25 protein-coding genes are annotated in these 24,603 nt (G+C 74.5%); 14 read left to right on the forward strand and 11 right to left on the reverse strand.

The features are described from left to right. Nucleotides 1-50 precede the first annotated feature (50 nt). A complete protein-coding gene (locus amrb99_RS37045) occupies nucleotides 51-674 on the reverse strand; it encodes a TetR/AcrR family transcriptional regulator (RefSeq protein WP_190865192.1) in 624 nt (207 codons plus the stop codon). 90 nt (nucleotides 675-764) lie between these two features. Here amrb99_RS37045 and amrb99_RS37050 point away from each other — a divergent pair, with 90 nt between their 5' ends. Further along, nucleotides 765-2,126: an MFS transporter gene (locus amrb99_RS37050; protein WP_190865194.1), complete on the forward strand. Its 1,362-nt coding sequence runs from the start codon at nucleotides 765-767 to the stop codon at nucleotides 2,124-2,126. 9 nt (nucleotides 2,127-2,135) lie between these two features. Here amrb99_RS37050 and amrb99_RS37055 read toward each other — a convergent pair whose 3' ends face one another. After that, on the reverse strand, nucleotides 2,136-2,609 hold the full coding sequence (locus tag amrb99_RS37055) for an Rrf2 family transcriptional regulator (protein ID WP_190865197.1): 474 nt from the start codon (nucleotides 2,607-2,609) through the stop codon (nucleotides 2,136-2,138). 86 nt (nucleotides 2,610-2,695) lie between these two features. Between amrb99_RS37055 and amrb99_RS37060 the strand changes: the two genes are divergently transcribed. Then, nucleotides 2,696-3,436 carry an NAD(P)H-binding protein gene (locus amrb99_RS37060; protein ID WP_190865199.1) on the forward strand — a complete coding sequence of 247 codons (741 nt, stop codon included), beginning with the start codon at nucleotides 2,696-2,698 and terminating at the stop codon, nucleotides 3,434-3,436. A 30-nt stretch (nucleotides 3,437-3,466) separates the two neighbouring features. Here the strand turns inward: amrb99_RS37060 and amrb99_RS37065 are convergent, their stop codons facing one another. Next, nucleotides 3,467-4,426 carry a chlorophyllase gene (locus amrb99_RS37065; RefSeq protein WP_190865201.1) on the reverse strand — a complete coding sequence of 320 codons (960 nt, stop codon included), beginning with the start codon at nucleotides 4,424-4,426 and terminating at the stop codon, nucleotides 3,467-3,469. Nucleotides 4,427-4,537: 111 nt separating this feature from the next. Here amrb99_RS37065 and amrb99_RS37070 point away from each other — a divergent pair, with 111 nt between their 5' ends. Further along, nucleotides 4,538-4,918, forward strand: coding sequence for a MerR family transcriptional regulator (locus amrb99_RS37070; RefSeq protein ID WP_190865203.1), 381 nt, complete (start codon nucleotides 4,538-4,540; stop codon nucleotides 4,916-4,918). A 54-nt stretch (nucleotides 4,919-4,972) separates the two neighbouring features. On the opposite strand, the gene amrb99_RS37075 is transcribed toward amrb99_RS37070, so the two are convergent. The 3 genes from amrb99_RS37075 to amrb99_RS37085 are packed head-to-tail and all read right to left on the reverse strand — an operon-like array spanning nucleotide 4,973 to nucleotide 7,059. Next, the gene (locus tag amrb99_RS37075; RefSeq protein ID WP_190865205.1) at nucleotides 4,973-5,449 is read right to left on the reverse strand and encodes a DUF3237 domain-containing protein; all 477 of its coding nucleotides are present in this window, start codon (nucleotides 5,447-5,449) and stop codon (nucleotides 4,973-4,975) included. Nucleotides 5,450-5,496: 47 nt separating this feature from the next. Beyond that, nucleotides 5,497-6,468 (reverse strand): WYL domain-containing protein, encoded by a 972-nt coding sequence (locus amrb99_RS37080; RefSeq protein WP_190865207.1) that lies wholly within the window; start codon nucleotides 6,466-6,468, stop codon nucleotides 5,497-5,499. Nucleotides 6,469-6,522: 54 nt separating this feature from the next. Further along, a complete protein-coding gene (locus amrb99_RS37085; RefSeq protein WP_190865209.1) occupies nucleotides 6,523-7,059 on the reverse strand; it encodes an isochorismatase family protein in 537 nt (178 codons plus the stop codon). A gap of 173 nt (nucleotides 7,060-7,232) precedes the next feature. On the opposite strand from amrb99_RS37085, the gene amrb99_RS37090 reads away from it, so the two are divergent. Both amrb99_RS37090 and mftR read left to right on the forward strand, forming a co-directional pair. Next, nucleotides 7,233-9,098, forward strand: coding sequence for a 5'-nucleotidase C-terminal domain-containing protein (locus tag amrb99_RS37090; protein ID WP_190865211.1), 1,866 nt, complete (start codon nucleotides 7,233-7,235; stop codon nucleotides 9,096-9,098). 104 nt (nucleotides 9,099-9,202) lie between these two features. Next, nucleotides 9,203-9,844 (forward strand): mycofactocin system transcriptional regulator, encoded by a 642-nt coding sequence (mftR, locus tag amrb99_RS37095; protein WP_347257015.1) that lies wholly within the window; start codon nucleotides 9,203-9,205, stop codon nucleotides 9,842-9,844. A 40-nt stretch (nucleotides 9,845-9,884) separates the two neighbouring features. Here the strand turns inward: mftR and mftG are convergent, their stop codons facing one another. Next, nucleotides 9,885-11,423 carry a mycofactocin system GMC family oxidoreductase MftG gene (gene mftG, locus amrb99_RS37100; RefSeq protein ID WP_190865213.1) on the reverse strand — a complete coding sequence of 513 codons (1,539 nt, stop codon included), beginning with the start codon at nucleotides 11,421-11,423 and terminating at the stop codon, nucleotides 9,885-9,887. Nucleotides 11,424-11,561: 138 nt separating this feature from the next. On the opposite strand from mftG, the gene mftA reads away from it, so the two are divergent. From mftA to mftF, 6 genes are all read left to right on the forward strand, one after another. After that, on the forward strand, nucleotides 11,562-11,684 hold the full coding sequence (gene mftA, locus amrb99_RS37105) for a mycofactocin precursor MftA (RefSeq protein WP_190865215.1): 123 nt from the start codon (nucleotides 11,562-11,564) through the stop codon (nucleotides 11,682-11,684). 10 nt (nucleotides 11,685-11,694) lie between these two features. After that, the gene (mftB, locus tag amrb99_RS37110) at nucleotides 11,695-11,982 is read left to right on the forward strand and encodes a mycofactocin biosynthesis chaperone MftB (RefSeq protein WP_190865217.1); all 288 of its coding nucleotides are present in this window, start codon (nucleotides 11,695-11,697) and stop codon (nucleotides 11,980-11,982) included. Continuing rightward, nucleotides 11,979-13,232, forward strand: a complete 1,254-nt coding sequence (gene mftC, locus amrb99_RS37115; protein WP_190865226.1) for a mycofactocin radical SAM maturase — start codon at nucleotides 11,979-11,981, stop codon at nucleotides 13,230-13,232. The genes mftB and mftC overlap by 4 nt, the downstream gene beginning before the upstream one ends. A 62-nt stretch (nucleotides 13,233-13,294) precedes the next feature. After that, nucleotides 13,295-14,485, forward strand: a complete 1,191-nt coding sequence (mftD, locus tag amrb99_RS37120; RefSeq protein WP_190865228.1) for a pre-mycofactocin synthase MftD — start codon at nucleotides 13,295-13,297, stop codon at nucleotides 14,483-14,485. A gap of 1 nt (nucleotide 14,486) precedes the next feature. Further along, nucleotides 14,487-15,296, forward strand: coding sequence for a mycofactocin biosynthesis peptidyl-dipeptidase MftE (gene mftE / locus amrb99_RS37125; RefSeq protein WP_347257016.1), 810 nt, complete (start codon nucleotides 14,487-14,489; stop codon nucleotides 15,294-15,296). Between the two features lie 14 nt (nucleotides 15,297-15,310). Further along, nucleotides 15,311-16,834 (forward strand): mycofactocin biosynthesis glycosyltransferase MftF, encoded by a 1,524-nt coding sequence (gene mftF / locus amrb99_RS37130; protein WP_206700256.1) that lies wholly within the window; start codon nucleotides 15,311-15,313, stop codon nucleotides 16,832-16,834. Between the two features lie 2 nt (nucleotides 16,835-16,836). Here mftF and amrb99_RS37135 read toward each other — a convergent pair whose 3' ends face one another. Then, a complete protein-coding gene (locus tag amrb99_RS37135) occupies nucleotides 16,837-17,643 on the reverse strand; it encodes a mycofactocin-coupled SDR family oxidoreductase (RefSeq protein WP_190865232.1) in 807 nt (268 codons plus the stop codon). 384 nt (nucleotides 17,644-18,027) lie between these two features. Here amrb99_RS37135 and amrb99_RS37140 point away from each other — a divergent pair, with 384 nt between their 5' ends. Together amrb99_RS37140 and amrb99_RS37145 are read left to right on the forward strand one after the other, a co-directional pair. Next, nucleotides 18,028-20,391, forward strand: a complete 2,364-nt coding sequence (locus tag amrb99_RS37140; RefSeq protein ID WP_347257017.1) for a LuxR C-terminal-related transcriptional regulator — start codon at nucleotides 18,028-18,030, stop codon at nucleotides 20,389-20,391. Nucleotides 20,392-20,544: 153 nt separating this feature from the next. After that, nucleotides 20,545-21,969 carry a sugar porter family MFS transporter gene (locus amrb99_RS37145; protein WP_190865234.1) on the forward strand — a complete coding sequence of 475 codons (1,425 nt, stop codon included), beginning with the start codon at nucleotides 20,545-20,547 and terminating at the stop codon, nucleotides 21,967-21,969. A 35-nt stretch (nucleotides 21,970-22,004) separates the two neighbouring features. Here amrb99_RS37145 and amrb99_RS37150 read toward each other — a convergent pair whose 3' ends face one another. Further along, nucleotides 22,005-22,586: an N-acetylmuramoyl-L-alanine amidase gene (locus tag amrb99_RS37150; RefSeq protein ID WP_190865236.1), complete on the reverse strand. Its 582-nt coding sequence runs from the start codon at nucleotides 22,584-22,586 to the stop codon at nucleotides 22,005-22,007. A 148-nt stretch (nucleotides 22,587-22,734) separates the two neighbouring features. Between amrb99_RS37150 and amrb99_RS37155 the strand changes: the two genes are divergently transcribed. Further along, entirely contained in the window at nucleotides 22,735-23,241 is a 507-nt protein-coding gene (locus amrb99_RS37155) for a DUF1269 domain-containing protein (protein WP_190865238.1), read from the forward strand. 70 nt (nucleotides 23,242-23,311) lie between these two features. Here amrb99_RS37155 and amrb99_RS37160 read toward each other — a convergent pair whose 3' ends face one another. Both amrb99_RS37160 and amrb99_RS37165 read right to left on the reverse strand, forming a co-directional pair. Continuing rightward, a complete protein-coding gene (locus tag amrb99_RS37160; protein WP_241756280.1) occupies nucleotides 23,312-23,638 on the reverse strand; it encodes a hypothetical protein in 327 nt (108 codons plus the stop codon). A 9-nt stretch (nucleotides 23,639-23,647) separates the two neighbouring features. Further along, complete coding sequence (locus amrb99_RS37165; RefSeq protein WP_190865240.1) at nucleotides 23,648-24,559, reverse strand: hypothetical protein; 912 nt, start codon at nucleotides 24,557-24,559, stop codon at nucleotides 23,648-23,650. Nucleotides 24,560-24,603 lie beyond the last annotated feature (44 nt).

The raw sequence follows: 24,603 nt of genomic DNA on the forward strand, positions 1-24,603 counted from the left end.
CCGGCAACACGAAGCGTTCGAGGTCGGGCTCTCCGCGTTCGCCGATCGCCTCAGCGCGGGGTGTGGGGGGCGACGAAGGTGGAGTGCAGGAGGCGGGCCATGTGGTCGCCTATCTGCTCCGGTGTCCAGCCGCGGTCGACGAGGAGGGTCTCGCTGACGCCGTTGGAGATGAGCGCGAGCAGCATGTCGGTGGCGGTGTCGACGGTCCAGCCGGGCGCGAGGACGCCTTCGGCGTCCAGGCGGGCGATGAGCGCCCGGTTCGTCTCGTAGCGCCAGTACATCGCGGTGGCCCAGTGCCGTGCCGCGTCCGGGTCGTCGCCCGCCTCCCGCTCCACCGCGCGCGACACCGCGAGGATGCGCGGCATGAACGCGGCGTGCCGGTGCGCGAAGTGCTCCAAGGCGGCGACCGCGTCGGGCGCGTCGCTCACCGGGGCGAACCGGCCCTCGATGTCCTCGACCTCGTTCACGTAGTCGAACAGCTCGCTGATCAGCTCGGCGCGGGACGCGAAGTGCAGGTAGACGGCGCGCCGCGACACCCCGGCGCGCTCCGCGACGGCCGCCATGGTCGTCGCCGCCATGCCGTGCTCCTCGACGAGTTCGCGCGCCGCGCGCAGCAGCGCCGCCCGCGACCGGCGGCTGCGCGCGTTCCGCGGCTCCTCGATCGACCTCGCCATGCCCCCCATGCTCTCAGCCCGGACCCTGGCCTTAACTGCACGCAGTGTGTAATTTTTTGAAGTACACGCGGTGTGCAGTTTGGAGGGTCGATGGAGAGGAACCGTTGGTGGCCCGTGGTCGGGTGCGGGCTCGTCGTGTTCATGGCCACGCTGGACACCAGCATCGTGGCCGTGGCGCTGCCGGCCGTGGAGCGCGCCCTCGGCGTCCGCACGGCCGCGGCGCAGTGGGCCGTCCTGGGCTACCTGGTGCCGCTGGTCGCGCTCAGCCTGCCCGCCGGGCGGTGGCTCGACCGGACGGGTCCGCGTGCCGCGCGCGTGCTCGCGACCGGCGGTTTCACGCTGAGCAGCCTCGCCGCGGGCCTCGCGCCCGGCCTCGGCGCGCTGGTGGCGGCGCGGGTGGTGCAGGGGGCGTTCGCGGCGGTGCTGTTCGCGCTGGTCCCGGCGGTGACGGTGCGGGCCGTCCGGCCGGAGCTCGCGGGACGGGCGAGCGCGCTCGTCATGACCCTGGGGCCGCTCGGCGCGGTCAGCGGGCCCGTCCTCGGCGGCCTGATCGTGCAGGCGTGGGGCTGGCCCTGGATCTTCTACATCAACGTGCCCGCCGGGCTCGTGGTGATCGCGATCGCGCTGGCGAGCCTGGACCGCGACGCGCTCGCCCGTCCCGACCGCGCGTTCGCGGCGGAGGCGCTGCTGCTGGCCACCGCCGCGACGGCGCTGCTGCTGGCGCTCTCGCTGTCGGCGAGCCGGGGGCCGGCCTGGCTGGCGCTCGCCCTCGCGGCCGTCCCGCCGCTCGCCTGGTGGTGGCGGACGCAAACCAGCGCGCCCTTCCGGCGGCTCGCGCGGTTCCGGCCCGCGGCGGCGCCGGTGGCCGCGATCATGCTGAACGCGCTGGTCATCTCGCTGGTGGAGTTCCTGGCGCCGTTCTACCTGCAGCGGGTCCTGCACCTGTCGCCGGTGGACGCGGCGGCGACGATCCTGGCGATGCCGGCGGCCATGGTCGCGGCCGGTCCGGTCGGCGGGCTGCTCGGCGACCGCTGGGGGACGTCCCGGACGGCCGCGGCGGGCGCGGCGGTCACGACGGCGGGCGTGCTCCTGCTCGTCCCGGCGGGCGGCGATCTGGGGTGGCGGCTGGCCGTGGTGGGGGCGGGGACCGGCCTGTTCGCCGGTCCGAGCTTCGCGATGCTCATGGCGCGCGCGCCGTCCGCGCTCCAGGGGACGGCCGGGGCGGCGCAGAGCCTCGCGCGGCAGCTGGGCTTCTCGCTCGGTCCCGCGCTGGCCACCCTGGCCTGGGCCGGTACCGGCTACTCGGTCGCCGGGATGCGGATCGCGTTCGGTGTGGCCGCCGTCGCGGGGCTGGCCGCCGTTCCGCTGCCGTGGTGGGCGGGACGGGCGCCCTCTCTCGGCAGCGACACCGGCGGCGGTGTGCGCGAGCGCGACGCGCTCCGGTCGCCGTAGCGCCCTCGGCTACGCCGTGCCCGCCATGCGCCGGCGGGTGCGGTCGGGGGCGGACGCGGGCAGGGTGGCGAGGATGTCGGCGAGCGACGTGGCGTCGAGGCTCTGCCGCCATGCCTCGTGCGCCTCGGCCATCTTCGCGGCGAGGACGCAGGTCTCCTGACAGTCCTCGGGGCGCAGGGCACCGCGCCCCTGCTGCCGGATCTCGCGGCACTCGTAGGGCGAGGACGCCCCGTCGACCGCCTCGACGATCTGCAGGAGCGTGATCTCCGAGGCGGGACGGGCCAGCCGGAACCCGCCGCGCGGGCCCGTGGCCGCCGCCAGGACGCCGCTCTTCACCAGCGTCTGGAGCTGCTTGGCGAGGTAGGGCGCCGGCAGGTCGTAGTACTGCGCGAGCTGGGCCGCCGAGGCGGTCGCGCCCGGGTCGAGCTGGGCCAGCGTCGCGGCGCAGTGCAGGAGCCATTCGGTGCTCACGGGCAGCTTCATGCCCCGATCCTACCTATCACGGATATTGCAGATCCTTTTAGTCCGAGATACTGTGCAGTCCGGTCCAGAGACGAGGAGGGGTCATCATGCGGATCGCCGTAGCGGGCGCGACCGGGAACATCGGGGCGCTCACCGTCGCCGCTCTCCAGAAGGCCGGGCACGACGTCGTGCGGATCAGCCGCTCGCTCGGCGTCGACCTGGTGACCGGCGACGGGCTCGACGCGGCCCTGGCCGGCGTCGGCGCGGTCGTCGACGCCACGAACGCGACGGCGGCCGACCCGGCCGAGACGGTCGCCTTCTTCACCGCCGCCACCAGGAACCTGCTCGCCGCCGAGGAGCGCGCCGGGGTCGGCCACCACGTCCTGCTGTCGATCGCCGGGGTCGACCGCGTCGAGGGCAACGCGCACTACGCGGGCAAGCGCGAGCAGGAGCGCCTGGTCGCCGCGGGGCCGGTGCCGTGGTCGATCGTCCCGGCCACCCAGTTCCACGACTTCGCCGCGATGCTCGCCGGCTGGACCGAGCGGGACGGCGTGGCCGCGATCCCGCCGCTGCTCGTCCAGCCGGTCGCACCCGCCGACGTCGCCGACGTCCTCGCCGAGGTCGCCGCGGGCACGCCGCAGGGCCGCTGCCCCGACCTCGCCGGGCCGGAGCCGCAGGACCTGGTGGACATGGCGCGCCGCACCCACCAGGCGCGCGGCCGCACGGTGAAGCTCGTGCCGACCTGGGCGGGGCCGCTCGGCACGGACATGGCGGGCAACGTCCTGCTGCCCGGCGAGGGCGCCCGCATCGCGCCGACCACGTTCGAGGAGTGGCTCGCGACGGCGTGAGCGACGCGGGCGCGACGCGGGCGCGGCGCATCACCTGGATTCGACGCGTCCGAGCGGATCGTCGTCTTCCAGCAGTTCCCTGCACGCCGCCGTCCAGCCGGAGTCGTCGATGCCGAGCGCGTGGCGGAGGTAGGCCAGGGTGAGCCGCTGGACGAGGCCGAGCCGTTCCGGGTCCTCGTCCGTCGTCTCCCTGGCCTCATAGCCGGGGATCCCGCCGAGCGAGTGCTCCGCCCCGTACACCGTGAGCAGGCTCTTGCCGCCGGGGCTCAGGTGGTACGGGTCGGCCGTCCAGTCCGGTCCGCGGACGGTCAGCGGGAGGTCGTCCCGCTCCCCCATGACCACGAGGGCCGGCGTGGTCATGTGCGCGAAGGTCGGGTTCATGAAGGGGTAGTGCTCGGCCGCGAACGGCGTGAGGTCGGCTCCGCCGCGCCCGGCGGTGGCGAGCAGGACGCCCGCCTTGACCCGGGGGTCGGAGAGGTCCTCGCCCTCGCCGGTCACGGGGTCGAGGACGCGCAGGCCCAGCAGGTTGCCCGCCGTCTGGCCGCCGAACGAGTGCCCGGCCGCGGCGACGCGGTCGCGGTCGAGGCGTCCGGCGAGGCCGGGGACGGCGGCCTCCAGCACGTCGAGATGGTCGAGGACGCGCTTCAGGTCCTCGACCCGGAACCGCCAGATCCGCGGCGTCCGGGGGTCGTCCTCGGGCAGGGCCACCGTCCTCGAGTCGAGGTGGGTGGGCTGGACCACGACGAACCCGCGGGCGGCCCAGTAGTCGGTCAGGGGGCCGTAGCCCTCCAGCGACGACCCGAAGCCGTGCGAGAACACGATGACCGGCAGGGCGTCGCCGGTCGCGGGCGCGGAGACGCGCACGCGCAGGTCCTCCCCGCGCGGGTCCGCGCCGGGTCCCGGCGGCGGCAGCACCACCGGCTTCACCGAGACGACGGGGACGGGCCGATCAGAAGCGATATCGAGGGTCGGTGTTGCGGTTTCGGTCATGGCTCTTCCCTTCCGGCCGCTGACGCGGCGGGCGCGACTTCGCGGCTACGCTAAAAGCTGACGCTGACGTCAGAGGCAAGTGGCGTGGCCGGGATCACACCGGGAGGCATGATGCGGATCGGCGAGCTCGCCGCCAGGACGGGCGTGAGCGTCCGCGCCCTGCGGTACTACGAGGAGCAGGACCTGCTCGCCGCGGAGCGCAGCCCCAGCGGCCAGCGGCACTACCCGGACGGGGCGGTCGACCGCGTCCTGCTGATCCAGCAGCTGTACGGCGCCGGGCTGTCGAGCAGGTCGATCCTGGAGCTGCTGCCCTGCGTCGTGGACGGCGAGGCCACGCCGGAGCTCCTCGACCGGCTCGCCGCGGAACGCGAGCGCATCGACCGGCGGATCAGCGACCTGTCCGGCGCCCGGGACAGGCTCGACACCGTCATCACCGCCGCCACCGCGAACCTGCGGACCGGCGAGCACTGCCCCGCCCGCCGACCGAGCTGACCACCGCCCGCGACGGGCGTTTCGGCGAGCGGGGGCGCGCTTCGGCGAGGCGGGTCAGAGGAGGGCGTACATGCGGATGAAGACGGCCTCGGGGTCCGAAGCGCGCGCCAGGCCAACGAAGACGGTCCGGGCGAGCCACAGGTGCGCCGGCGCGTCGGTGCGGAAGACGGGCGAGGTCCGGTAGTAGACGCCGGGCGCGGACACCTGGAGGTCGCCGTCGAACTGCTCCGGGGAGTCGCCGGCCTCGTGGTAGTAGCCGCGGTTGACGATGTCGATGACCGCGCCGTCCTCGGCGCGGAGCAGGTAGCGGGCGTCGAGCTGGCAGACGTCGCCGCGGGTGCTCGACCAGTCGCCGCCGCCCGGCAGGACGGTCCCGCGCAGCAGCGGGCCGTCGACCGTGCCGCCGGTGATGGGGGTGAACTCGGTCCTCTCCCCCGCGCCGTGGCCCACGTGCAGGGTCGGGGCGAGGTCGGCGCGGATCTCGAAGGCGAAGGTCAGAGCGGGCGCGAAGGGGGCTGCGGTGTCGGGCATGGCGGCAGGCTAGCGAGGGACCGACCGATATACAACGGCGTTGTACATCACTGTTGCATCTCGTCGGGTCCGGCCATCGCGGCGAGGCGGCGGGCGAGGCGGGCGGCCGCCTCCCGCAGTTCCGGCGGCTCCAGCACCTCCGTCTCGAAGCCCAGCCGGGCGACGCGCACGGCGATCCGGTCCAGGTCGTCGGCGCCGACGACGAGCACGCACCACCCGTCGCCGCCGTCCTCCACCCGGCCCACCTCGGGCGGCACCAGCTCCCGGACCCGGCCCGGACGGGCGCGCACCCGGATCCGGGCGAGGTGCCGGTACGGCGCCTCGGCCACCGACCGCCGCACGTAGTCGACCGGGTCCGGATGCTCCCTCGCCGCGAAGCGCCAGGTCGTCGCCGCCACCTCGCGCATCCGGTCCAGCCGGAAGGTCCGCCAGCCGTCCCGGTCGACGTCCCAGGCCATCAGGTACCAGCGGCGGCCGGTCGCGACCATCCGGACCGGCTCCACCGTGCGCTCGCGCTCGGCGCCGTCGCGGGCCGCGTACCGGAACCGCACCCGCAGCGCGTCGCGGCAGGCCCGCGCGAGCGTCACCAGCACCTCCGCGTCGACGACGGCGCCTGGACCGACGAGGGTCTCGGTGGCGCCGTGCACCGCCCGCACCTCGGCGCGCAGCCGGGGCGGCATCACCTGGTCGAGCTTCGCGAGCGCGCGCAGCGCCGCCTCCCCCGCCCCGGCGACCGTCCCGCCCGCCGCCAGCCGCAGCGAGACCGCCGTCGCGATCGCCTCCTCGTCGTCGAGCAGCAGCGGCGGCAGCCGGGTGCCCGCGCCGAGCCGGTAGCCGCCGCCGACGCCCGGCACGGCGTGCACGGGGTAGCCGAGCGCGCGCAGCCGCTCCACGTCGCGGCGCACCGAGCGGTCGGTGACGCGCAGTTCCGCCGCCAGCTCGGCGGCGGTCCAGGACGGCCGGCGCTGGAGCAGCCCCAGCAGCCGCAGCACCCGCTCGGTCGTCGCCTCGACGGTCACGCGCTCATCGTTCCACGGGCCGCGGCACGCCCCTCCCCGCCGCGTCCCGCCCCGTCAGAGGCACTTGGCGGCGGTGACGATCTCGGCGCGCATGTTCAGGTCCATCATGCGGAGCGCGGCGTAGCCGAGGTCGGGGTGGATGTGGGCGACCGCGTCGCGGACCACCTTGATCTTGAAGTGCCGGACGTAGGCGTCGAGGGCGCTGTAGAGCACGCACTGCTCGGTGACCTGCCCGGCGAGGATGATCTCCTCCACGCCTTCGCGGGAGAGCAGGTACTCCAGCGCCGTCCCGTAGAAGGCGCTGTGCCGGACCTTGGCCAGGAAGGGGCAGTCGTCCGGCGGCAGGATCGGCTCGACCAGGTCGGGACGCTCGCCGTCCAGCGCCCGGCGGACGAGGTCGTGCCGGTCGGCGGTGAAGTCGCCGTGGTTGTCGTTGACGTACAGCAGGCGCACGTCGTCGCGCTCGCGGGCGCGCTCCAGCAGCCGCCGCAGGGGTTCGATCGTCCGCTCCACGCTCGCGGTGAGCAGGCCCGCGTCCTGGTGGCCGTAGGGGTTCAGCATGTCGACGACGATCAGCGCACTGGTGCTCACGCGCCTGCTCTGCCCGGTCAGGACGGTCGCACACCTGCTCCGGACGGCGCGGCGCAAGGACGGGGATTGCCAACGATCGGGGCCCAGGATCGGGGATTCTCACCGGCTCCGGTCCGGCGCGGCGGGCCTAGGGTTGCGGGTCGTCTCACTTGGAGCCCTTGGAAGGACGTGCGATGGACGAACCGCAGGGAGCGGCGCCGCGCTGGTGTTCGTGCCGGGTGCCGGACGAGGCCGGCGGCGACCACGGGCACCGGCCCGGCATCAGCCGCCGGCAGGCGCTGGGCGGGCTGACGGCGGCGGGCGCGCTGGCCCTCGCGGGATGGCCCGGGACGGCGGAGGCCGCGGCGCCGGGCAGGCGGCCGGAGAGCGACGTGACCATCACCGTCATGGGCACGTCCGACCTCCACAGCAACGCGGTGAACTGGGACTACTACAAGGACGCCGCGTACAGCGACAGCGCGGGGAACGTCGTCGGGCTGGCGCGGGTGTCGAGCCTGGTGAAGCGGATCCGCGCTGCGCGCGGGCGGGAGCGCACGCTGCTCTTCGACGCCGGGGACACCATCCAGGGGACCCCGCTCGGCTTCTACTACGCGACCGTGGAGCCCATCACGAAGACGGGCCTGACGCACCCGATGGCGCTGCAGATGAACGCCATCGGATTCGACGCGGTGGCGCTCGGCAATCACGAGTTCAACTACGGGCTGCCGTTCCTGAACAAGTGGATCAGTCAGATGGACGCGCCGGTGCTCGCGGCCAACGCCGTGCATGCGGGCACCGACCGTCCGGCGTTCCGCCCGTACATCATCAAGCGGATGCGCGTCCCGGGGCATCCGCCGATCAGGGTCGGGCTGTTGGGGCTGACGAACCCGGGCGTCGCGATCTGGGACAAGGCGAACGTGTCCGGGAAGCTCGATTTCCTGGACCTGGTCGAGACGGCCAAGAAATGGGTCCCGATCGTGCGCGCGCAGGGCGTGGACGTCATGGTCGTCAGCGCGCACGCGGGCGACAGCGGGTTGTCGTCCTACACCGGCGACATTCCGGTGGAGAACGCCTCCGCGATGGTCGCCCAGCAGGTCCCGGGGATCGACGCGATCCTTTTCGGGCACGCGCACATCGACGTCCCCCAGCGGTTCGTCACCAACGAGGCGACCGGCGAGACGGTCGTGATGAGCGAGCCGAAGTGCTGGGGCGAGCGGCTGTCGGTCTTCGACCTGACGCTGCGGCGCGAGCGGGGGCGGTGGAAGGTCGTCGGGAAGTCGGCGACGACGGTGAACACGAACACCGTGGAGGAGGACCCGGCGCTCGCCGGGCTGGTGAAGAAGCAGCACGACGCCGTGGTCGCCTACGTGAACCAGGTCGTGGCGACGTCCACCGAGGAGATGTCGGCGGCGGAGTCGTGCTGGAAGGACACCGCGATCCTCGACTACGTCAACGCGGTGCAGACCGCGAAGGTCACCGAGGCGGTGGCGGGCACCGAGTACGCGTCCCTTCCGGTGCTGTCGATCGCGGCGCCGTTCAGCCGCGCCGCGACCTTTCCCGCCGGAAAGGTCACCATCAAGGACATCGCCGGGCTCTACATCTACGACAACACCCTGCTCGCCAGCGTCCTGACCGGCGCGCAGATCAAGGACTACCTCGAATACTCGGCGCGGTACTACAAGCAGGTCGCCGCCGGGGACGCCGTCGATCCCGCGTCGTGGACGAACGCCCACAACCTCCCCGACTACAACTACGACCAGTTCTCCGGGGTCACCTACGACATCGACATCGCCCAGGCGGAAGGGTCGCGGATCCGCGATCTCGCGTTCAACGGAACGGCGGTGGCGGACGATCAGAAGTTCGTCGTCGCGGTGAACAACTACCGCCAGTCGGGCGGCGGCGGCTTCCCGCACATCTCGACGGCGCCGGTGGTCTACAACGCCCAGGTCGCGATCCGCGAGGCGATCGTGGCGTACGCGTCGGCGGCCGGCACCATCGACCCGGCGTCGTTCCACGTGGCGAACTGGAGGCTCGTCCGCGACGGCACGCCCGTCTTCTGACGCGGCCCGCCCGCCTTCCTCGGCGCGGCCCCGACCCGTCTCCTCGACACGGCCCCGCGCGGCTTCCGGATGCGGACCCGTGCGGGGCGTGGGATTCTGGTGCCGTGACCTCGGAAGGCGGGACGGCCGGTCCCCAGCGGGCCATGGGCAGGCCGCGCGCGACCTCGCCGGCCGTCCTGGAGCGGCTGGCGTTCGAGCTGTTCGCCCGCAAGGGGTTCGACGAGACCACCGTCGACGACATCGCGGCGGCGGCGGGGATCGCGCGGCGGACGTTCTTCCGCTACTTCTCGTCCAAGAACGACCTGGTGTGGGGCGACTTCGAAGGCCAGTTGCGGAGGCTGCGGGAGCTGCTCGACGAGGCGGACCCGCACGTCCCGATGATGGACGCGGTGCGCCGCGCCGTCGTCGAGTTCAACCGGTTCGACCCGCAGGACGTGCCGTGGCACCGGCAGCGGATGCAGCTGATCCTCGGGGTGCCGACGCTCCAGGCGGACGCGACGCTGCGGTACGCGTCCTGGCGGTCGGTGATCACGGCGTTCGTGGCCGAGCGGACCGGCGCGCCGGTGTCGGCGCTGGTGCCCCGGCTCGCCGGGAACGTCGTGCTGTCGGCCTGCGTGTCGGCGTACGAGTTCTGGCTGGCGTCCGGCGAGGAGACGGTGCTCGCCGACGTGCTGGACGAGGCGCTGCGGCAGGTGAGCGCGGGCCTGTCGGCGGTGCTGGACGGCGCCGGCTCGGTGTCGGCCTAGCGGGAGGCGTCGGCCTGGCGGGAGGCGCGGCGGGCGGGCGTCACCCGCCGGCGCGGACGGCCCCGGCGATCACCTCGCCGATGAGGACGGCCGTCGCGGCGGGCCCGCGCAGCGGCGCGTCCGGGAGGACGGACGTGTCGGCGACGCGGAGCCCGGTCAGGCCGTGCACGCGGCCGTGGCCGTCGACGGCGGCGCCCATCGGCACGGTCCCGCAGGTGTGCTGGGACGTGCCGAGCCGGGCGAGGATCCACGCGTCGAGCAGGTCGTCGTCGTCCAGCGGGCCGGGCGGGGGGTCGACCAGGCCGCCGGAGACCTCGCCGAACGCGTCGGCCGCGACGATGGCGGCCGCGGCGCGCACGGCCTCGCGCATCCGGCGGCGGTCGGCGGCGGTCTCCAGGTAGCCGTAGGTGATCCGCGGCGGGACGTCGGGGTCGGCGGAGACGGTGCGGAGCGTCCCGCTCGCGCGGGGCGCCAGCGCCGAGACGAGCAGGGGCAGGGGCGCGCCGGGGGCGGCCGGCTCCCCGCCGACCAGGCCCATGATCGGCACGAGGGACTGGAGGATCTCCAGGTCGCCCGCCGCGGCGCCGCCGGTGGAGGACAGGTGGAGGGCGCCGCCGAGCCAGCTCCCGGACGGCGGCGGCAGCGGGCGCCGCGGGGCCCATTCCACGGTGACCTGGGGGTGGTCGCTGAGCGCGGCGCCGACGGCGGGCAGGTCGTGGACGACGGGGACGCCGTGTCGGGCGAGGTCGTCGGTGGGGCCGACGCCGGACAGGTGCAGCAGGTGGGGCGAGGAGAGCGAGCCCGCGCACAGGACCACCTCCCCCGCGTCGAGGACCGTCCGCCGCCCGCCGTGATCGAGCACCGCTCCGGTCGCCCTGCCGCGCCTGATCACGACCGACCGCACCACGCAGTCGCCGAGGACGGTGAGGTTGGGCCGCCTCGCGGCCTCGCCGAGGAGGTAGGCGATCCCGGTGTTGATCCGCCGGCCGTCCACCGTGTTCGACGGCACCGGGCCGGAGCCGGGCGCGGCCTGCGCGTTCTTGTCGGGGTCGTCCGGGTGCCCCAGGGACCGGGCGGCGGCCTGGAACGCGGCGGCGGCGGGATGGCCCGGGTCGGTGCGGCGGACGGGGACGGGGCCGTCGCCGCCGTGCAGCGCGGTGGCGCCGAAGTCGAGGTCGGTCTCCAGCGCCCGCATGAGCGGCAGCACCCGGTCGTAGGACCACAGGTCCCCGTGGACGGACCAGCGGTCGAAGTCCGCGCGCCGTGCCCGGATGAAGTAGCCGCCGTTGACGGTGGTGGACCCGCCGAGGAACCGGCCGCGCGCCGCCGCGTAGGGCAGGCCGGGCGCGAGGAGGGCCGGGAACGTCCGGACGGCGGCGTTGCCCGGTTGCGCGCCGGGAACGAGGCGAGCGTCGAGCAGGCCGCCGGGGAAGTCCGAGAGCGCGCGCGGGACCGGTCCGGCCTCGGCCAGGAGCACCTCGCATCCGGGGTCCTCGCTGAGCCGGGCCGCCAGGACGGCGCCGCTGCCGCCCGCTCCCACCACGAGCACGTCGGGGCGGCGCGGGGCGGGCGTGCTCACCGGCGATTCCGGCGGATCATGGAGCGGGACCTTCCTTTATGACACTCGATGCATTTAGTATCCGTCCAGGACCGATGGTACGAGCCGCCCCGCCCGCCGGGGCGGCCGGGCCGTCGCACGCCGCACGAGGGAGGACCCATGGAGAGCAACGCTCCGCAGAACCCGCCGGCCGACCAGGCCGACGACCGCGCCCAGGACGCCGACGTCGCCGAGTCGCTGATCGAGGAGGTCTCGATCGACGGCATGTGCGGCGTCTACTAGGCCGCACGCCATGGCCCAGCCCGTGCCGGACCTCGACCTCGACCGCGCCTGGGACCTGCACCCGCAGGTCTCGGTGCGGCCCGAGCCCTTCGGCGCGCTCCTCTACCACTTCGGGACGCGCAAGCTGTCGTTCCTGAAGGACCGCCGCCTCCTGGAGGTCGTCCGGTCCCTCGGGGAGGCGCCCACCGCCCGGGAGGCGTGCGCCCGCGCCGGCGTCCCCGCGGCGGACCTGCCGAGGTTCGGCGCGGCGCTCGGCGCCCTCGCCGGCTCCTCCATGCTCGTGGAAAGGACCCCATGACCACCACGACGAACCGGCCCGCCCCGCAGAGCCCCGCCCGGCAGGGGACGCGGCTGGTCGACCTGTTCGAGTACGGGCTCGACGCGCCGATCTGCCTGACCTGGGAGCTCACCTACGCCTGCAACCTGTCGTGCGCGCACTGCCTGTCCAGCTCGGGACGGCGCGACCCGCGCGAGCTGAGCACCGAGGAGTGCAAGGCCGTCATCGACGAGCTGGAGGCCATGCAGGTCTTCTACGTCAACATCGGCGGCGGCGAGCCGACCGTCCGGCCCGACTTCTGGGAGCTGCTGGACTACGCCACCGCCCACCACGTGGGCGTGAAGTTCTCCACCAACGGCGTCCGGATCACCCCGGAGGTCGCCGAGCGGCTCGCGGCCAACGACTACGTGGACGTGCAGATCTCGCTGGACGGCGCGACGCCCGAGGTCAACGACGCGGTCCGCGGCCCCGGCTCCTACGACACCGCGATCCGCGCGATGCGCAACCTGCGCGATGCCGGGATGAAGAACTTCAAGCTGTCGGTGGTGTGCACCCGACACAACATCCCGCAGATGGACGCGTTCAAGGCGATCGCCGACGAGTACGGCGCGCAGCTGCGGCTGACGCGGCTGCGCCCGTCCGGCCGCGGCGCGGACGTGTGGGACGAGCTGCACCCGCGCCAGGAGCAGCAGCGCGAGCTGTACGACTGGCTGGTGGCGCACGGCGACAGCGTGCTGACCGGCGACTCGTTCTTCCACCTGTCCGCCTACGGCAAGGCGCTGCCCGGCCTGAACCTGTGCGGCGCCGGACGGGTCGTCTGCCTCATCGACCCGATCGGCGACGTGTACGCCTGCCCGTTCGCGATCCACGACGAGTTCCTCGCGGGCAGCATCCGGCAGCCGGGCGGGTTCGCCCGCGTGTGGCGCGAGTCGGACCTGTTCCGGAACCTGCGCGAGCCGCAGACCGGCGGGGCGTGCGCGTCCTGCGGCTTCTACGACACGTGCAAGGGCGGCTGCATGGCCGCCAAGTTCTTCACCGGCCTGCCGCTGGACGGCCCCGACCCCGAATGCGTGCAGGGGCACGGCGAGAAGCTGCTCGCGCGGCGTCCCGAGGACCGGGCCGGGATCCCGAAGCCGTCCGCCGACCACTCGCACCGCACCTCGCCGCCGCGCCGGCGGCCGGTGCCGGTCACGCTCATGAGCCGCCCGCCGGAGCGCCCGCCGGTGAGCGCCTGCGAGGAGAACCCGCTGGCCGGACTCCGGCTCTCCTAGCGGTTCCCCGGCGGTTCCTCCAACGGACCCTCTCGTGGTCCACCCCTTCAGGAGACATCGACATGTTCAAGAACCCGTGGTTCGAGACCGTGGCCGAGGCGCAGCGCCGGGCCAAGCGGCGGCTCCCGCACATGGTCTACGGGGCGCTGGTCGCGGGCTCGGAGCGCGGCCGGACGATCGACGCCAACACGAAGGCGTTCGGCGACCTCGGCTTCGCGCCCCGCGTCGTCGGCCACAAGGCGCAGCGCGACCTGTCCACCACCGTGATGGGCGTGGAGACTTCCATGCCCGTGCTCATCTCCCCCACCGGCGTGCAGGCCGTGCACCCCGACGGGGAGGTGGCGGTGGCGCGGGCCGCCGCGAACCGGGGCGTCATCATGGGGCTCAGCTCGTTCGCGAGCAAGCCCGTGGAGGAGGTCGCGGAGGCCAACCCGAACGTCTTCTTCCAGATGTACTGGAGCGGCGACCGCGACGCGATGGTCCAGCGCCTCGACCGCGCGAAGAAGGCCGGCGCGAAGGCGCTGATCGCCACGCTCGACTGGTCGTTCTCCAACGGCCGGGACTGGGGCAGCCCCATGATCCCGGAGAAGATCGACTTCAGGACGGCGGCGAAGCTCGCGCCCGGCGTGCTGCCCCACCCGGGCTGGCTGTGGAAGTTCGCCAAGGAGGGCCGGATCCCCGACCTCACCACCCCGAACCTGAAGCCGCCGAACGGCCCGGCGCCGACCTTCTTCGGCGCGTACGGCGAGTGGATGCAGACGCCGCCTCCCACCTGGGAGGACGTCGCGTGGCTGCGCGAGGAGTGGGGCGGCCCGTTCCTGCTCAAGGGCGTCACCCGCGTCGACGACGCCAAGCGCGCCGTGGACGCCGGGGTGACGGCGCTGTCGGTGTCCAACCACGGCGGCAACAACCTCGACACGACGCCGGCCACGATCCGGGTCCTGCCGTCGATCGCCGAGGCGGTCGGCGACCAGATCGAGGTGCTGCTGGACGGCGGCGTGCGGCGCGGCGGCGACGTCGCCAAGGCCCTCGCGCTCGGCGCGCGCGCCGTGCTGATCGGCCGCGCGTACCTGTGGGGGCTGGCCGCCAACGGGCAGGCCGGCGTGGAGAACGTCCTGGACATCATGCGCGGCGGCCTCGACTCGGCCGTGCTCGGGCTCGGCCACTCCTCGGTCGGCGAACTCAACCCCGACGACCTCGTCATCCCGCCCGGCTTCACGCTGACGCTGGGCGGCGGCGGCTCGGCCGGCTGACGTGCCCGGCCCCGGAGAGCCGGTCGGTGCCGGAGGACCGGCCGGTGCCGGAGACCCGGTCGGTGCCGGAGACCCGGCCGGTGCCGGAGGGCTGGCCGGGGCCGCCTGGACGGACGTCCGGGCGGCCCCGCTCGTCCTGGTGCCGGTCGGGTCGACCGAGCAGCACGGGCCGCACCTTCCGCTGTCCACCGACACGGTCATCGCGGAGGCGGTCGCCGCGCGCGCGGCGGACGCGCTGCGCGCGGAGGCGGACGGGCAGGTGCTCGTCACCCCGGCAATCGCGTTCGGGGCGAGCGGCGAGCACGCCGGGTTCCCCGGCACGGTCTCGATCGGGCACGAGGCGCTGCACGCGGTGCTGGTGGAGACCGTGCGGTCGCTCGCGCTGTGGGCGGGACGCGTCGTCTTCGTCAACGGGCACGGCGGCAACGTCCCCACGCTCGACGCCGCCGCCGGGCGGATGCGGGCCGAGGGGCACGACACCGCCTGGGTCGGCTGCGGCGTGCCCGGCGGCGACGCGCACGCCGGGTTCACCGAGACGTCCGTGATGCTGCATCTGGCCCCCGATCTGGTGCGTCCCTTCGGCGGCGTCACCGGGGAGACCCGCCCGCTCGCCGCGATCATGCCGGACCTCGTCGCGGGCGGCGTGCGCGCCGTCTCGCCGTCCGGCGTGCTCGGCGACCCTGCCGGGGCGACCGCCGAACGGGGCCGCGAGATCGCGGCGGACATGGTGGCGTCGGTCGTCCGCCGCATCGGCGGCCGGCGAGCGGACGAGCGCGGCCGGCTCCTCGACCCCGCCGCCGCGCGGCCATGACACCGCCGAAGAACATGAGCGCGCCGAAGGACCGGTTCCGGCTGCCCGCGAGCCTGCCCGTCGCGCTGGCCCGGGACACCTCGCTCTGGTCGGGCGGGCGCGTGGCCACCGGCGGCGCGCCCTGGAAGGTGGTGCGGCTGGCGGACGCGGCGCGCCCGCACCTGGCGGCGCTGCGCCGGGCGGGCCGCGCCGGCCTCGCCGACCCCTCGCCGCTCGGGCGGGCGCTGGCGCGCAGGCTCCTCGACCTCGGCATGGCCGACCCGCTCCCGGCGCCGCGTCCCGGACCGCACGACGTGACGGTGGTCGTCCCCGCCTACGGGCGGGCCGACGAGCTGGAACGATCCCTGGCCGCCGTCGGGGACGTGCCGGTGGTCGTCGTGGACGACGCGTCGCCCGACCCCGGACCGCTGCGGCGGGTCGCGGACGCGTACGGCGCGCGGCTCGTCCGGCATTCCCGCAACCGGGGCCCGGCGGCGGCCCGCAACACCGGCCTGCGCCTGGTCGAGACGCGGTTCGCCGCGTTCGTGGACTCCGACTGCCGCCCGATGGCGGGCTGGCTCGACGTCCTCGTCCCGCACTTCGACGACCCCCGCGTCGCCGCCGTCGCCCCCCGCATCGTGCCGCTGTCGGACGACACCGGGCTGCTAGCCCGCTACGAGACCGCGCGGTCGGCGCTGGACATGGGCCTGCGGCCCGCGCTGGTCCGTCCCGGCGGCCGGCTCGGGTTCGTGCCGACCGCGACGCTGCTGGTCCGGGTCGCGGCCGTCCCGGACGATCCGTTCGACGAGGACCTGCGGCTCGGCGAGGACGTCGACTTCGTCTGGCGGCTGGGCGACCAGGGGTGGAACGTCCGCTACGAGCCCGCCGCACGCGTCGCGCACACGCCGCGGCTGCGCCCGGCGGCCTGGGCGCGGCGGCGGCACGAGTACGGCACGTCCGCGGCCGATCTCGCCCGGCGCCACCCCGGCCGGCTCGCGCCGGCCCGGCCGTCGCTGTGGAACCTGGCCGTGCTCGGGCTGCTCGCGCGGGGACGCCCGGCCGCGGCCGCCGGCGTCGCGGGAGTGGCGGCGGCGCTGCTGGCCCGGCGCCTGTCGCGGCTGCCCGCCGACTGGAGCCTGGCCGCCGCCATCGTCGGCAAGGGTGTCGCCGCCGACGCCGCCGCGCTCGGGCACGCGCTGCGGCGCGAGTGGTGGCCGCTCGGCCTGGTCGTGCTCGCCGCCTCGCCCCGGAGCCGGGTCGCGCGCGCGGCGGCGGCGGCCATGCTCGCCCCCATCGCCCTGGAATGGCTGCGGCAGCGTCCGGCCGTCGATCCCGTCCGCTACACGGTCCTGCGGCTCGCCGAGGACGTCGCCTACGGCTCCGGTGTGACGGCCGCGTCCGCCCGCGCGCTCTCTGCCGCTCCCCTGCTCCCGGACGTCCGGCTCCCCGAGTCGTTCCCCTCCGCCGCAGGACGGGCCCGCAAGGCCGGGGCACGGGCGCGCAGGGCCGCAGGACGGTGGATCGCGGCCGTCCGCCCGGCCGGCCGCGATCCGCGCTGACGTCAGCGGTTGAGGGCGCCGAGGTCGACCGGCAGCTGGGCGCCGGTGATGTACTTGCCCTCGTCGGAGGCCAGGAACGCGACAATGTTCGCGATGTCCTCCGGCTCGACCATCTCGTAGGGCAGCGTCGCCATGTAGATCGGGCCGAGCAGCGGGTTCTGCTCCAGCAGCTCGGTCATCGTCCCGGCGGTCATGCCGGTCCGCACCCCGTGCGGGTGGACGGTGTTGACCCGGATGTCGTGCTCGCCCAGCTCGTTGGCCAGCACCTTCGCCAGGCCCACGACGCCGTGCTTGGACGAGGCGTAGTGGGCGAGGAACGGCAGCCCCTTCAAACCCGCCACCGAGCTGGTGATGATGATCGAGCCGCCCTGGCCCTGCTCGATGAGCGTCGGGACGGTGGCCTTGACGGTCTTCCACACCCCCGTGAGGTTGGTGTCGATGATGTCCTGCCACTGCTGCTCTTCGAGCTCCCAGGTGCGGCCGTAGTTCACGATCCCGGCGTTGGCCACGACGACGTCGAGCCGGCCGAGCTCGGCGACGCCCTCGCCGACGGCCGCCTGGAGCGCGGCGAGGTCGCGCACGTCCGCCTTGCGGGCCACCACGCGGCGTCCCTGCGCCTCCACCAGCTTGGCGGTCTCGTCCAGGTCGGACTGGGCGGAGGGCTCGTAGGGGACGTACGAGCTGGCCGACCCGACGAGGTCGACCGCGATGATGTCGGCGCCCTCGGACGCGAGCCGGACGGCCTCCGCGCGCCCCTGCCCGCGCGCCGCGCCGGTGATGAAAGCGACCTTGCCTGTCAAACGCGCCATGGCTTACTTCCTCCACATGGGTCAGACCCGACGTCGCAGAGGTGGAAGGCCTTTTTCGGGCGGACAACGGCTGCGCTGCCATCGGGCCGATAAAGCGGTCCACGCCATAGTGGCACTGAGTGTCAAAAGGAGCAAGAGCCCGCCATCGCCACCGGCGCCGACGACACGGTGGCGATGGCGGGGTCCGGCCCGGCGGCCGGGGGTTCCCCCCGGATCCCCGGCCGCCGGCGGCCATGCCCATCCTGGCGGGGCGGCCGGGATCCGCCATCGGTAGCTGAACGGATTCCGGTACCGATTTTCGGTCGCCTTCCGTAGCACCGCGACTACACTCCAAAGGTCCCCTCTGGTTGCCGGGCGTCCGGCGGGAACTGACTCGGAGACGGCGTGGCGCTGAATGTGACGCTGGAACGGCAGACGGGAAGACTCCCCGCGGAGTTCACCAGCTTCGTCGGGCGGAAGGCGGAGCTCGACCAGGTCGGGCGGCTGATCGACGGGCACCGGCTTGTCACGCTCACCGGCCCGGGCGGGGTCGGCAAGACCAGGCTCGCGGTCCGCACCGCGACCCGGGCGCGCGACGCGTTCGACGGCGGCGTCTACTTCGTCGCCCTCTCCGGGCTGTCCGAGCCGTCGCTGCTGCCGCAGGCGGTCTGCGACGCGCTCGGCCTCGTCGAGCAGGGCGGCGAGCCCGCCGCGTCCCGGCTGGCCGACCATCTCGCCGACCGGCGGGTGCTGCTCGTCCTCGACACCTGCGAGCACCTGCTCGACGAGTGCGCCGCGCTGACCGAGGCGCTGCTGCGAAGCGCGCCGGGGCTGCGCGTGCTCGCGACCAGCCGGCAGCCGCTCGACGTGCTGGGCGAGCACACCATCGCGGTCGCGCCGCTCGGCCGGCCGGAACCGGACCGCGCGGACGCCGAGGAGTGCGACTCGGTCAAGCTGTTCGCCGAGCGCGCCGCCGCGGCCGTCCAGGGCTGGACGCTCACCCGCGGCAACCGCGACGCCGTCGTCCGGCTGTGCGACCGGCTCGACGGGATCCCGCTGGCGATCGAGCTGGCCGCGGTGCAGCTGCGGACGTTCTCGGCGGACCAGGTGCTGAGCCGGCTCGGCACCCGCCTGTTCCAGGCCCGCGGCGTGCGGACGAGCGTCCCGCGGCACCAGACGCTGCGCGCCGCGATCGACTGGAGCCACGCGCTCTGCTCGGCCGGGGAGCGGCTGCTGTGGGCGCGGCTGTCGGTGTTCGCCGACGACTTCGAGCTCGACGCCGCCGAGCACGTCTGCTCTGGCGACGACCTGCCCGCCGAGCACGTCGTCGAACTGCTCACCGGGCTGGTGGACAAGTCGATCGTGCAGCGCGCCGACCGCGGCGGCCAGGTCCGGTACCGGATGCTCGACAGCCTCCGGGAGTACGGCGTCGAGCGGCTCGCCGCACAGGGCGGCGAGACCCGGCTGAGGCGGCGCTGCTTCGACTGGTACGCGGGGCGGCTGCGCGTCGCGCGCGCCGAGCTGGCCGGCGCCGGGCAGGTCGGCTGGCTCGCCTGGTTCGGCAGCGAGCGCGCCAACATCCGCGCCCTGCTCGGTCACGTCCTGCCGACCGCCGAGCCCGCGACGATCCGGGACGCGATGGAGGCGCTCGGCCGGCTCTGGATGCTGCACGGCATGGCGGGCGAGTGCCGGCACTGGATGGACCGGCTCCTGGAGACCCGCGACACCACCGGCGAGGGCTGGTCGGCGTTCCTCGGCGTCGCGGCCCTGACGATGGCCCTGCAGAACGACCTGGACGCGGCCGGGGAGCTGCTCGACCGGGCGCTGGTGCAGGCGCGGGCCGAGGGGGACGCCGACACGGCGGCCCTGATCGTCTCGTGCCAGGGCGTCGCGGCGCTGTTCGCCGGCGACGTCGACCTCGCGCTGCGGCTGCTCGGCGCCGCCGACGAGGTGAGCGAGGACGCCGCCGGCGACGACGTGCTCTTCCTGCTCGTCGAGGTCTTCCGGGGCGTCGCGTACCTGTTCAAGGGGGACTACCCGGCGGCGGTCGCGCACGCCGGGCAGGGCGCGCGGATCGGCGAGGAGCACGGCGAGCTGTGGGTGCGGTCCTACGGCATGCTCGTGTGCGGGCTGGCGCTGTGGCTCGCGGGCGACCTCGGCGCGTCGCTGGAACGGCTCTGCCGGTCGCTGCGGATCAAGCGCGACCTCGGCGACGAGCTGGGCATGACGCTGGGGCTGGAGGCGATCGCCGGGTGCCTGTGCAGCGGCGGCGAGTACCTCCGCGCGGTCCGGCTGCTCGGCGCGGCCGACCGGATGCGCGAGTCCACCCAGACCGCGTGGTTCGGCCCGCACCACGCGATGCTGCGGGAGATCCACATCGGCAAGGCCAGGGAGGCCCTCGGCGAGCGGCGGTACCGCGCCGCGTTCGAGGAGGGCGGGCGGCTCGCGCCCGCGCAGGCGCTCCGGGACGCCCTCGGCGAGCCCCCGGCCCCCGAGGACCCCGGCCCCGACGGCGCCGCGGACGGGCCCGCGCCGGACGCCTGCCCGCTCACCGACCGCGAACTGCAGGTCGCGGCGCTGGTCGCGGAGGGGCTGTCGAACCGCGACATCGCCGAGCGGCTGACGATCGCCAAGCGCACCGCCGACTCGCACGTCGAGCACATCCTGGCCAAGCTCGGGTTCTCCTCGCGCGCACAGATCGCCGTCTGGGTCACCGAGCAGGGCGTCTCCGCGCAGGACGGCGCGGCGGAGGCCCGCCTGCCGTACTGACCGCGCCCCCGCGGAGCGACCAGTGCGTGTGCCGGTGATCACGGAGGGTAGGGCCCGATCGGCACCGGCGCCGATCGGGGAGGTCAACGGCGATGACGACGATCCGGGCGGCCGCGGGCCGCGGACCGCGCGCGGCCGGGCGGCGGGCCTGACGTGCAGGCGTTCTCCACCGCGACGGTCTACGAGGGGCCGTTCTCCGAGGTCCCGCCGGACGGGCTGCGCAAGATCTGGCTCTGGGCGGTCCTGATCGCGGTCGGCGGGTTCCTGTTCGGCTTCGACACCGGGGTGATCTCCGGGGCGCTGCTGTACATCAAGACCGACTTCGGGCTCGACTCGTTCGAGCAGTCCAGCGTGGTCAGCGTGCTCGTGCTCGGCGCGATGGCGGGCGCGATGGGGTCGGGGCGGATCGCCGACCGGATCGGGCGCCGCAGGATCTTCGGCCTGGAGGGGCTGGTGTTCCTCGTCGGGACGGTCATCGCCGTCCTGTCCACCGGCTACGCGATGCTGGTGGTCGGCCGGCTGGTCCTCGGCCTCGCGGTCGGCGGCGCGTCGGCGACCGTGCCGGTGTACCTCTCGGAGATCTCCCCCAAGGAGATCCGGGGCCGCACCCTGACCCTCAACCAGCTGCTCATCACGATCGGCATCCTGGTCGCCTACCTGACCAACCTCGCGTTCTCCGGGGCCGGCGACTGGCGCGCCATGATCGGGGTCGGCGCGGTGCCCGCGGCGGTGATCGTCGCGGCGTCGCTGTGGGTGCTGCCGGAGTCGGCCGCCTGGCTGGCCGCGCGCGGGGACCGGGCCGAGGCGCGCCGGCTGGTCGCCTCCGTCACCAACGAGGCCACCGCCGACCGGCTCCTCGACCGCTACGAGCGGGACAGGGCGCGGCGGGACGGCGGGCGGCGGACCGGCCGGCGGACGCTGCTCGCCGCCGACGTCCGGCCCGCGCTGGTGGTCGGGCTGACCCTGGCGGCCGTGCAGCAGTTCGGCGGCATCAACACGATCATCTACTACGCCCCGACGATCATCGAGAAGAGCGGGCTGAGCGCGTCCAACTCGATCGTCTACTCGCTCGCCATCGGCGTCATCAACCTGGTGATGACGCTGGTCGCGATCCGTGTCATCGACCGGTCCGGGCGGCGCCCGCTGCTGCTGTTCTCGCTCGGTGCGATGACGGTCATGATGGCGCTGCTCGGGCTGTCGTTCGTCGCGGGCTGGTCGTCCGGGCTCTCGCTGGTCTTCATGGTGCTGTACATCGCCGGGTACGCGGTCGGCACCGGGCCGGTGTTCTGGACGCTGATCGGCGAGATCTTCCCGCCGCGCGCCCGCGCCGCCGGGTCCAGCGCGTCCACCGCGGTGAACTGGCTGGCGAACTTCGTGGTCAGCCTGGTCTTCCTGCCGATCGCGACCGTCATCGGGCAGGGCGAGACGTTCTGGATCTTCGCGGTGATCGCGGGGCTCGGCTGGGTCTTCGTGAGCCGCTTCGTCCCGGAGACGAAGGAGCGCGACTTCACCGAGGTCGACGCGGACCTGCGGTCCCGGTTCGGGCGCCGCGCCCCCACCTCCGCCGATCCGGGCTAGCGGGTGTCCACGCCCCGGGTCAGGCGGGGGCCGGGTCAGGCGGGGGCCGGGCCGATCAGGCGCTCCCAGTGGCGCCGGACGTCGTCCCAGGGGAAGCGCGGGCCCGGGTCGATGCGGCGCCGCACCAGGATGCCGGGGTCGTCGGACGCGGGGACCCTCTCCTGGTCCAGGTCGCTGTGGCGCACCAGGCGGACGAGCGCCGGGTGGGTCTCCGTGAGGACGGTCAGCAGGTCCATCAGCGCGGCCGTCTGCTCCGGCGGGAAGTCCTCGGAGGGGTCCTGCGACCGCGAATGGAAATGGTCGGGATGGCGGCCGGTGTTGACCAGCTCGATCCCGATCGACGGGGTGTTGTGGCCCGCGGCGTGGGCGGCGACCCGGTCGAGCGGCACGAAGCGGTGGCAGCCGCCGTCGCGGTCGACGTAGAGGTGGCCGCACACCCCCGTCCCGTCCTCGGTCCCGGTGGCGCTCCGCTCGGCGAAGTCCCACGCCTCCGCCAGCGTCGGGATCTCCGTGGCGTGCAGGACGACGGTCGTGATGGACTCCGGCGACCTCCGCTCCAGCGACCCCCACCAGGAGACGAGCCGGTCGTCCACGGGAGGACCTGCGGGCGCCGTCATGATCCCCATGCTAACGGCGACAAATGGCACAAAAGGCTTCTATGCCAATGGATTGCAGTTCTTTGGCGATATGACAGCGAAGATGGCATCAAACGCATATCGGAGCGCCAGCGGGGACACCCTTGGCGCCGGAGCATCGGGGGATGCCGTGAGCGATCTGATCGCCGTCGCCTACCCGGACGTGGACACCGCCGTGACGGTGCGCGACCGGCTGATCGACATGCAGCGCCGGAAACTGATCACGCTCGGCGACGCCGCGGTGGTGGAGAAGCGGCCGGACGGGAAGATCAAGCTGCACCAGATCCACAGCACCACGCGCACGGGCGCCCTGTGGGGCGGCGTGTGGGGCGGCCTGCTCGGCATGCTGTTCTTCGCGCCGCTGGTCGGCGCGGCGGTCGGCGCCGCCGCCGGGGCCGCCGGGGGCTCGATGACGGACGTGGGGGTGGACGACTCGTTCATGCGGGAGGTCGGCGCGAAGCTCCAGCCCGGCGGAGCGGTGCTGTTCCTGCTGGTCATCTCCGTGACGCCGGACCGGGTCATCCCGCAGATCGCCGAGTACGGCGGCGAGGTGATGCAGACCTCGCTCAGCAACGAGGCCGAGACGCACCTCCGCGAGACCCTGGAGGCCGCGAAGCAGGTGCACCAGCCCGCCTGAGCGTCCGCGCCCTGACGGACCCGTCACGTCCGGTTCGGGGCCGGGGCCTGCGGGTCCCGGCCCCGGGACGTCACCTGCCGCCGGGCTCGTCGCCGTCGCGCTCGGTGGACCCGTCCTCGGTCGGCTCGTTCTCGGCCGGCTCGTCGTCATCCGGCTCGTCGGCCGGGTCGGCGCCGGTCAGGCGGGCGCTCAGGCGGTGCGAGACGCGGACGTCGCGGTAGGTCACGTTCGGCTTCGCGGGCCGGGGCAGGTTCCGCCGGTCGGTGCCGGTGCCGGACTCGCCTTCCGGCTCGGCGCCCGCCCGCTCGGTGACCTCCGGCGTCTCGCGGAAGACGAGTTCGTCCGCCTTCACCGAGGCCCCGATCTCCACATCCGGTTTCCGTTCCGGTTCCGGCATCGCTCCCCCTCACATTCCCGGCAGCCGCTTGAGGACGCCGCCGATGAGGTCCCGGCCGGCGCGGACGGACTTCCTGGTCAGCGCCGCCGCCAGCTCGCCCGCCGCGAGGTCGTCCGGCCGCTCCGGGACGTCCCGCGCCGCCCGCGGCTCTCGCTCGTCATGCGCCGCCCGCCGGTCCCGCTCGCCGTGCGCCGCCCGCGGCTCCCGCTCGTCGTGCATCGCCTGCGGCTCCCGCTCGTGCCGCTCGCGCTCCCGTTCGTCGCGCCGCCGCTCGTGCTCGTCGCGCCGCCGTTCGTGCTCGTCGCGCCGGGGCGGGCGGCCTGGGACCGGCGGCGGTGCGCCGGGGCGCGGCGGCTCCGGTCCGGGCTCTCTCCCGACGTGCGGGCGTCGGGGCGGCCTCCGGGCCTCGGTCCCGTTCCGCGCCCGGCCCACGTCGCCGCCCGGGACGCGGCCGGCGTCCCGGACGGCCCGGCCGGCGTCCAGGCCCTCGATGGCCCGACCCGCTCCCCTGCCCGCGTCGTCCACCGCGCGCGCCGTGCCCGCGCCCGCGTCCCGGACCGCGCCGCCGGCGCCCCGGCCCAGCTCGCCCGCCGCCGCGCCGACCCCGCGCGCCGTCCCGGCCAGGAGGTCGGGGTTCGCGTCGACGGTCTCCAGCACCCGGTCGATGATCCGTGCGACGTTGTCGAGCCGCACCTTGAGCAGCGCCTGCGCCTCCACGCCCTTGAGGACGAGGCTGACCCGGCCGAGGGACACCTCGGCGCCGACGCCGAGGGAGAGCACGTCGAGCACGGCGGCGTGCAGCGACACGTCCGCGCGCAGCTCGTCGACCTCGATCTCGATCTCGTCGACCTTGACGACCGGGACGTCCAGCAGGACGTCCGGGTCCTCGCCGGGCGCGCCGCCGGCGGGCGGCTGGTCCATGGCTTCTCCTCGGGTGCGCGCGTGCGGCCGTTCCGACGTCCCCT

Origin of the sequence: Actinomadura sp. RB99, from assembly GCF_014706005.1 — a bacterium.
GTDB lineage: Bacteria > Actinomycetota > Actinomycetes > Streptosporangiales > Streptosporangiaceae > Spirillospora.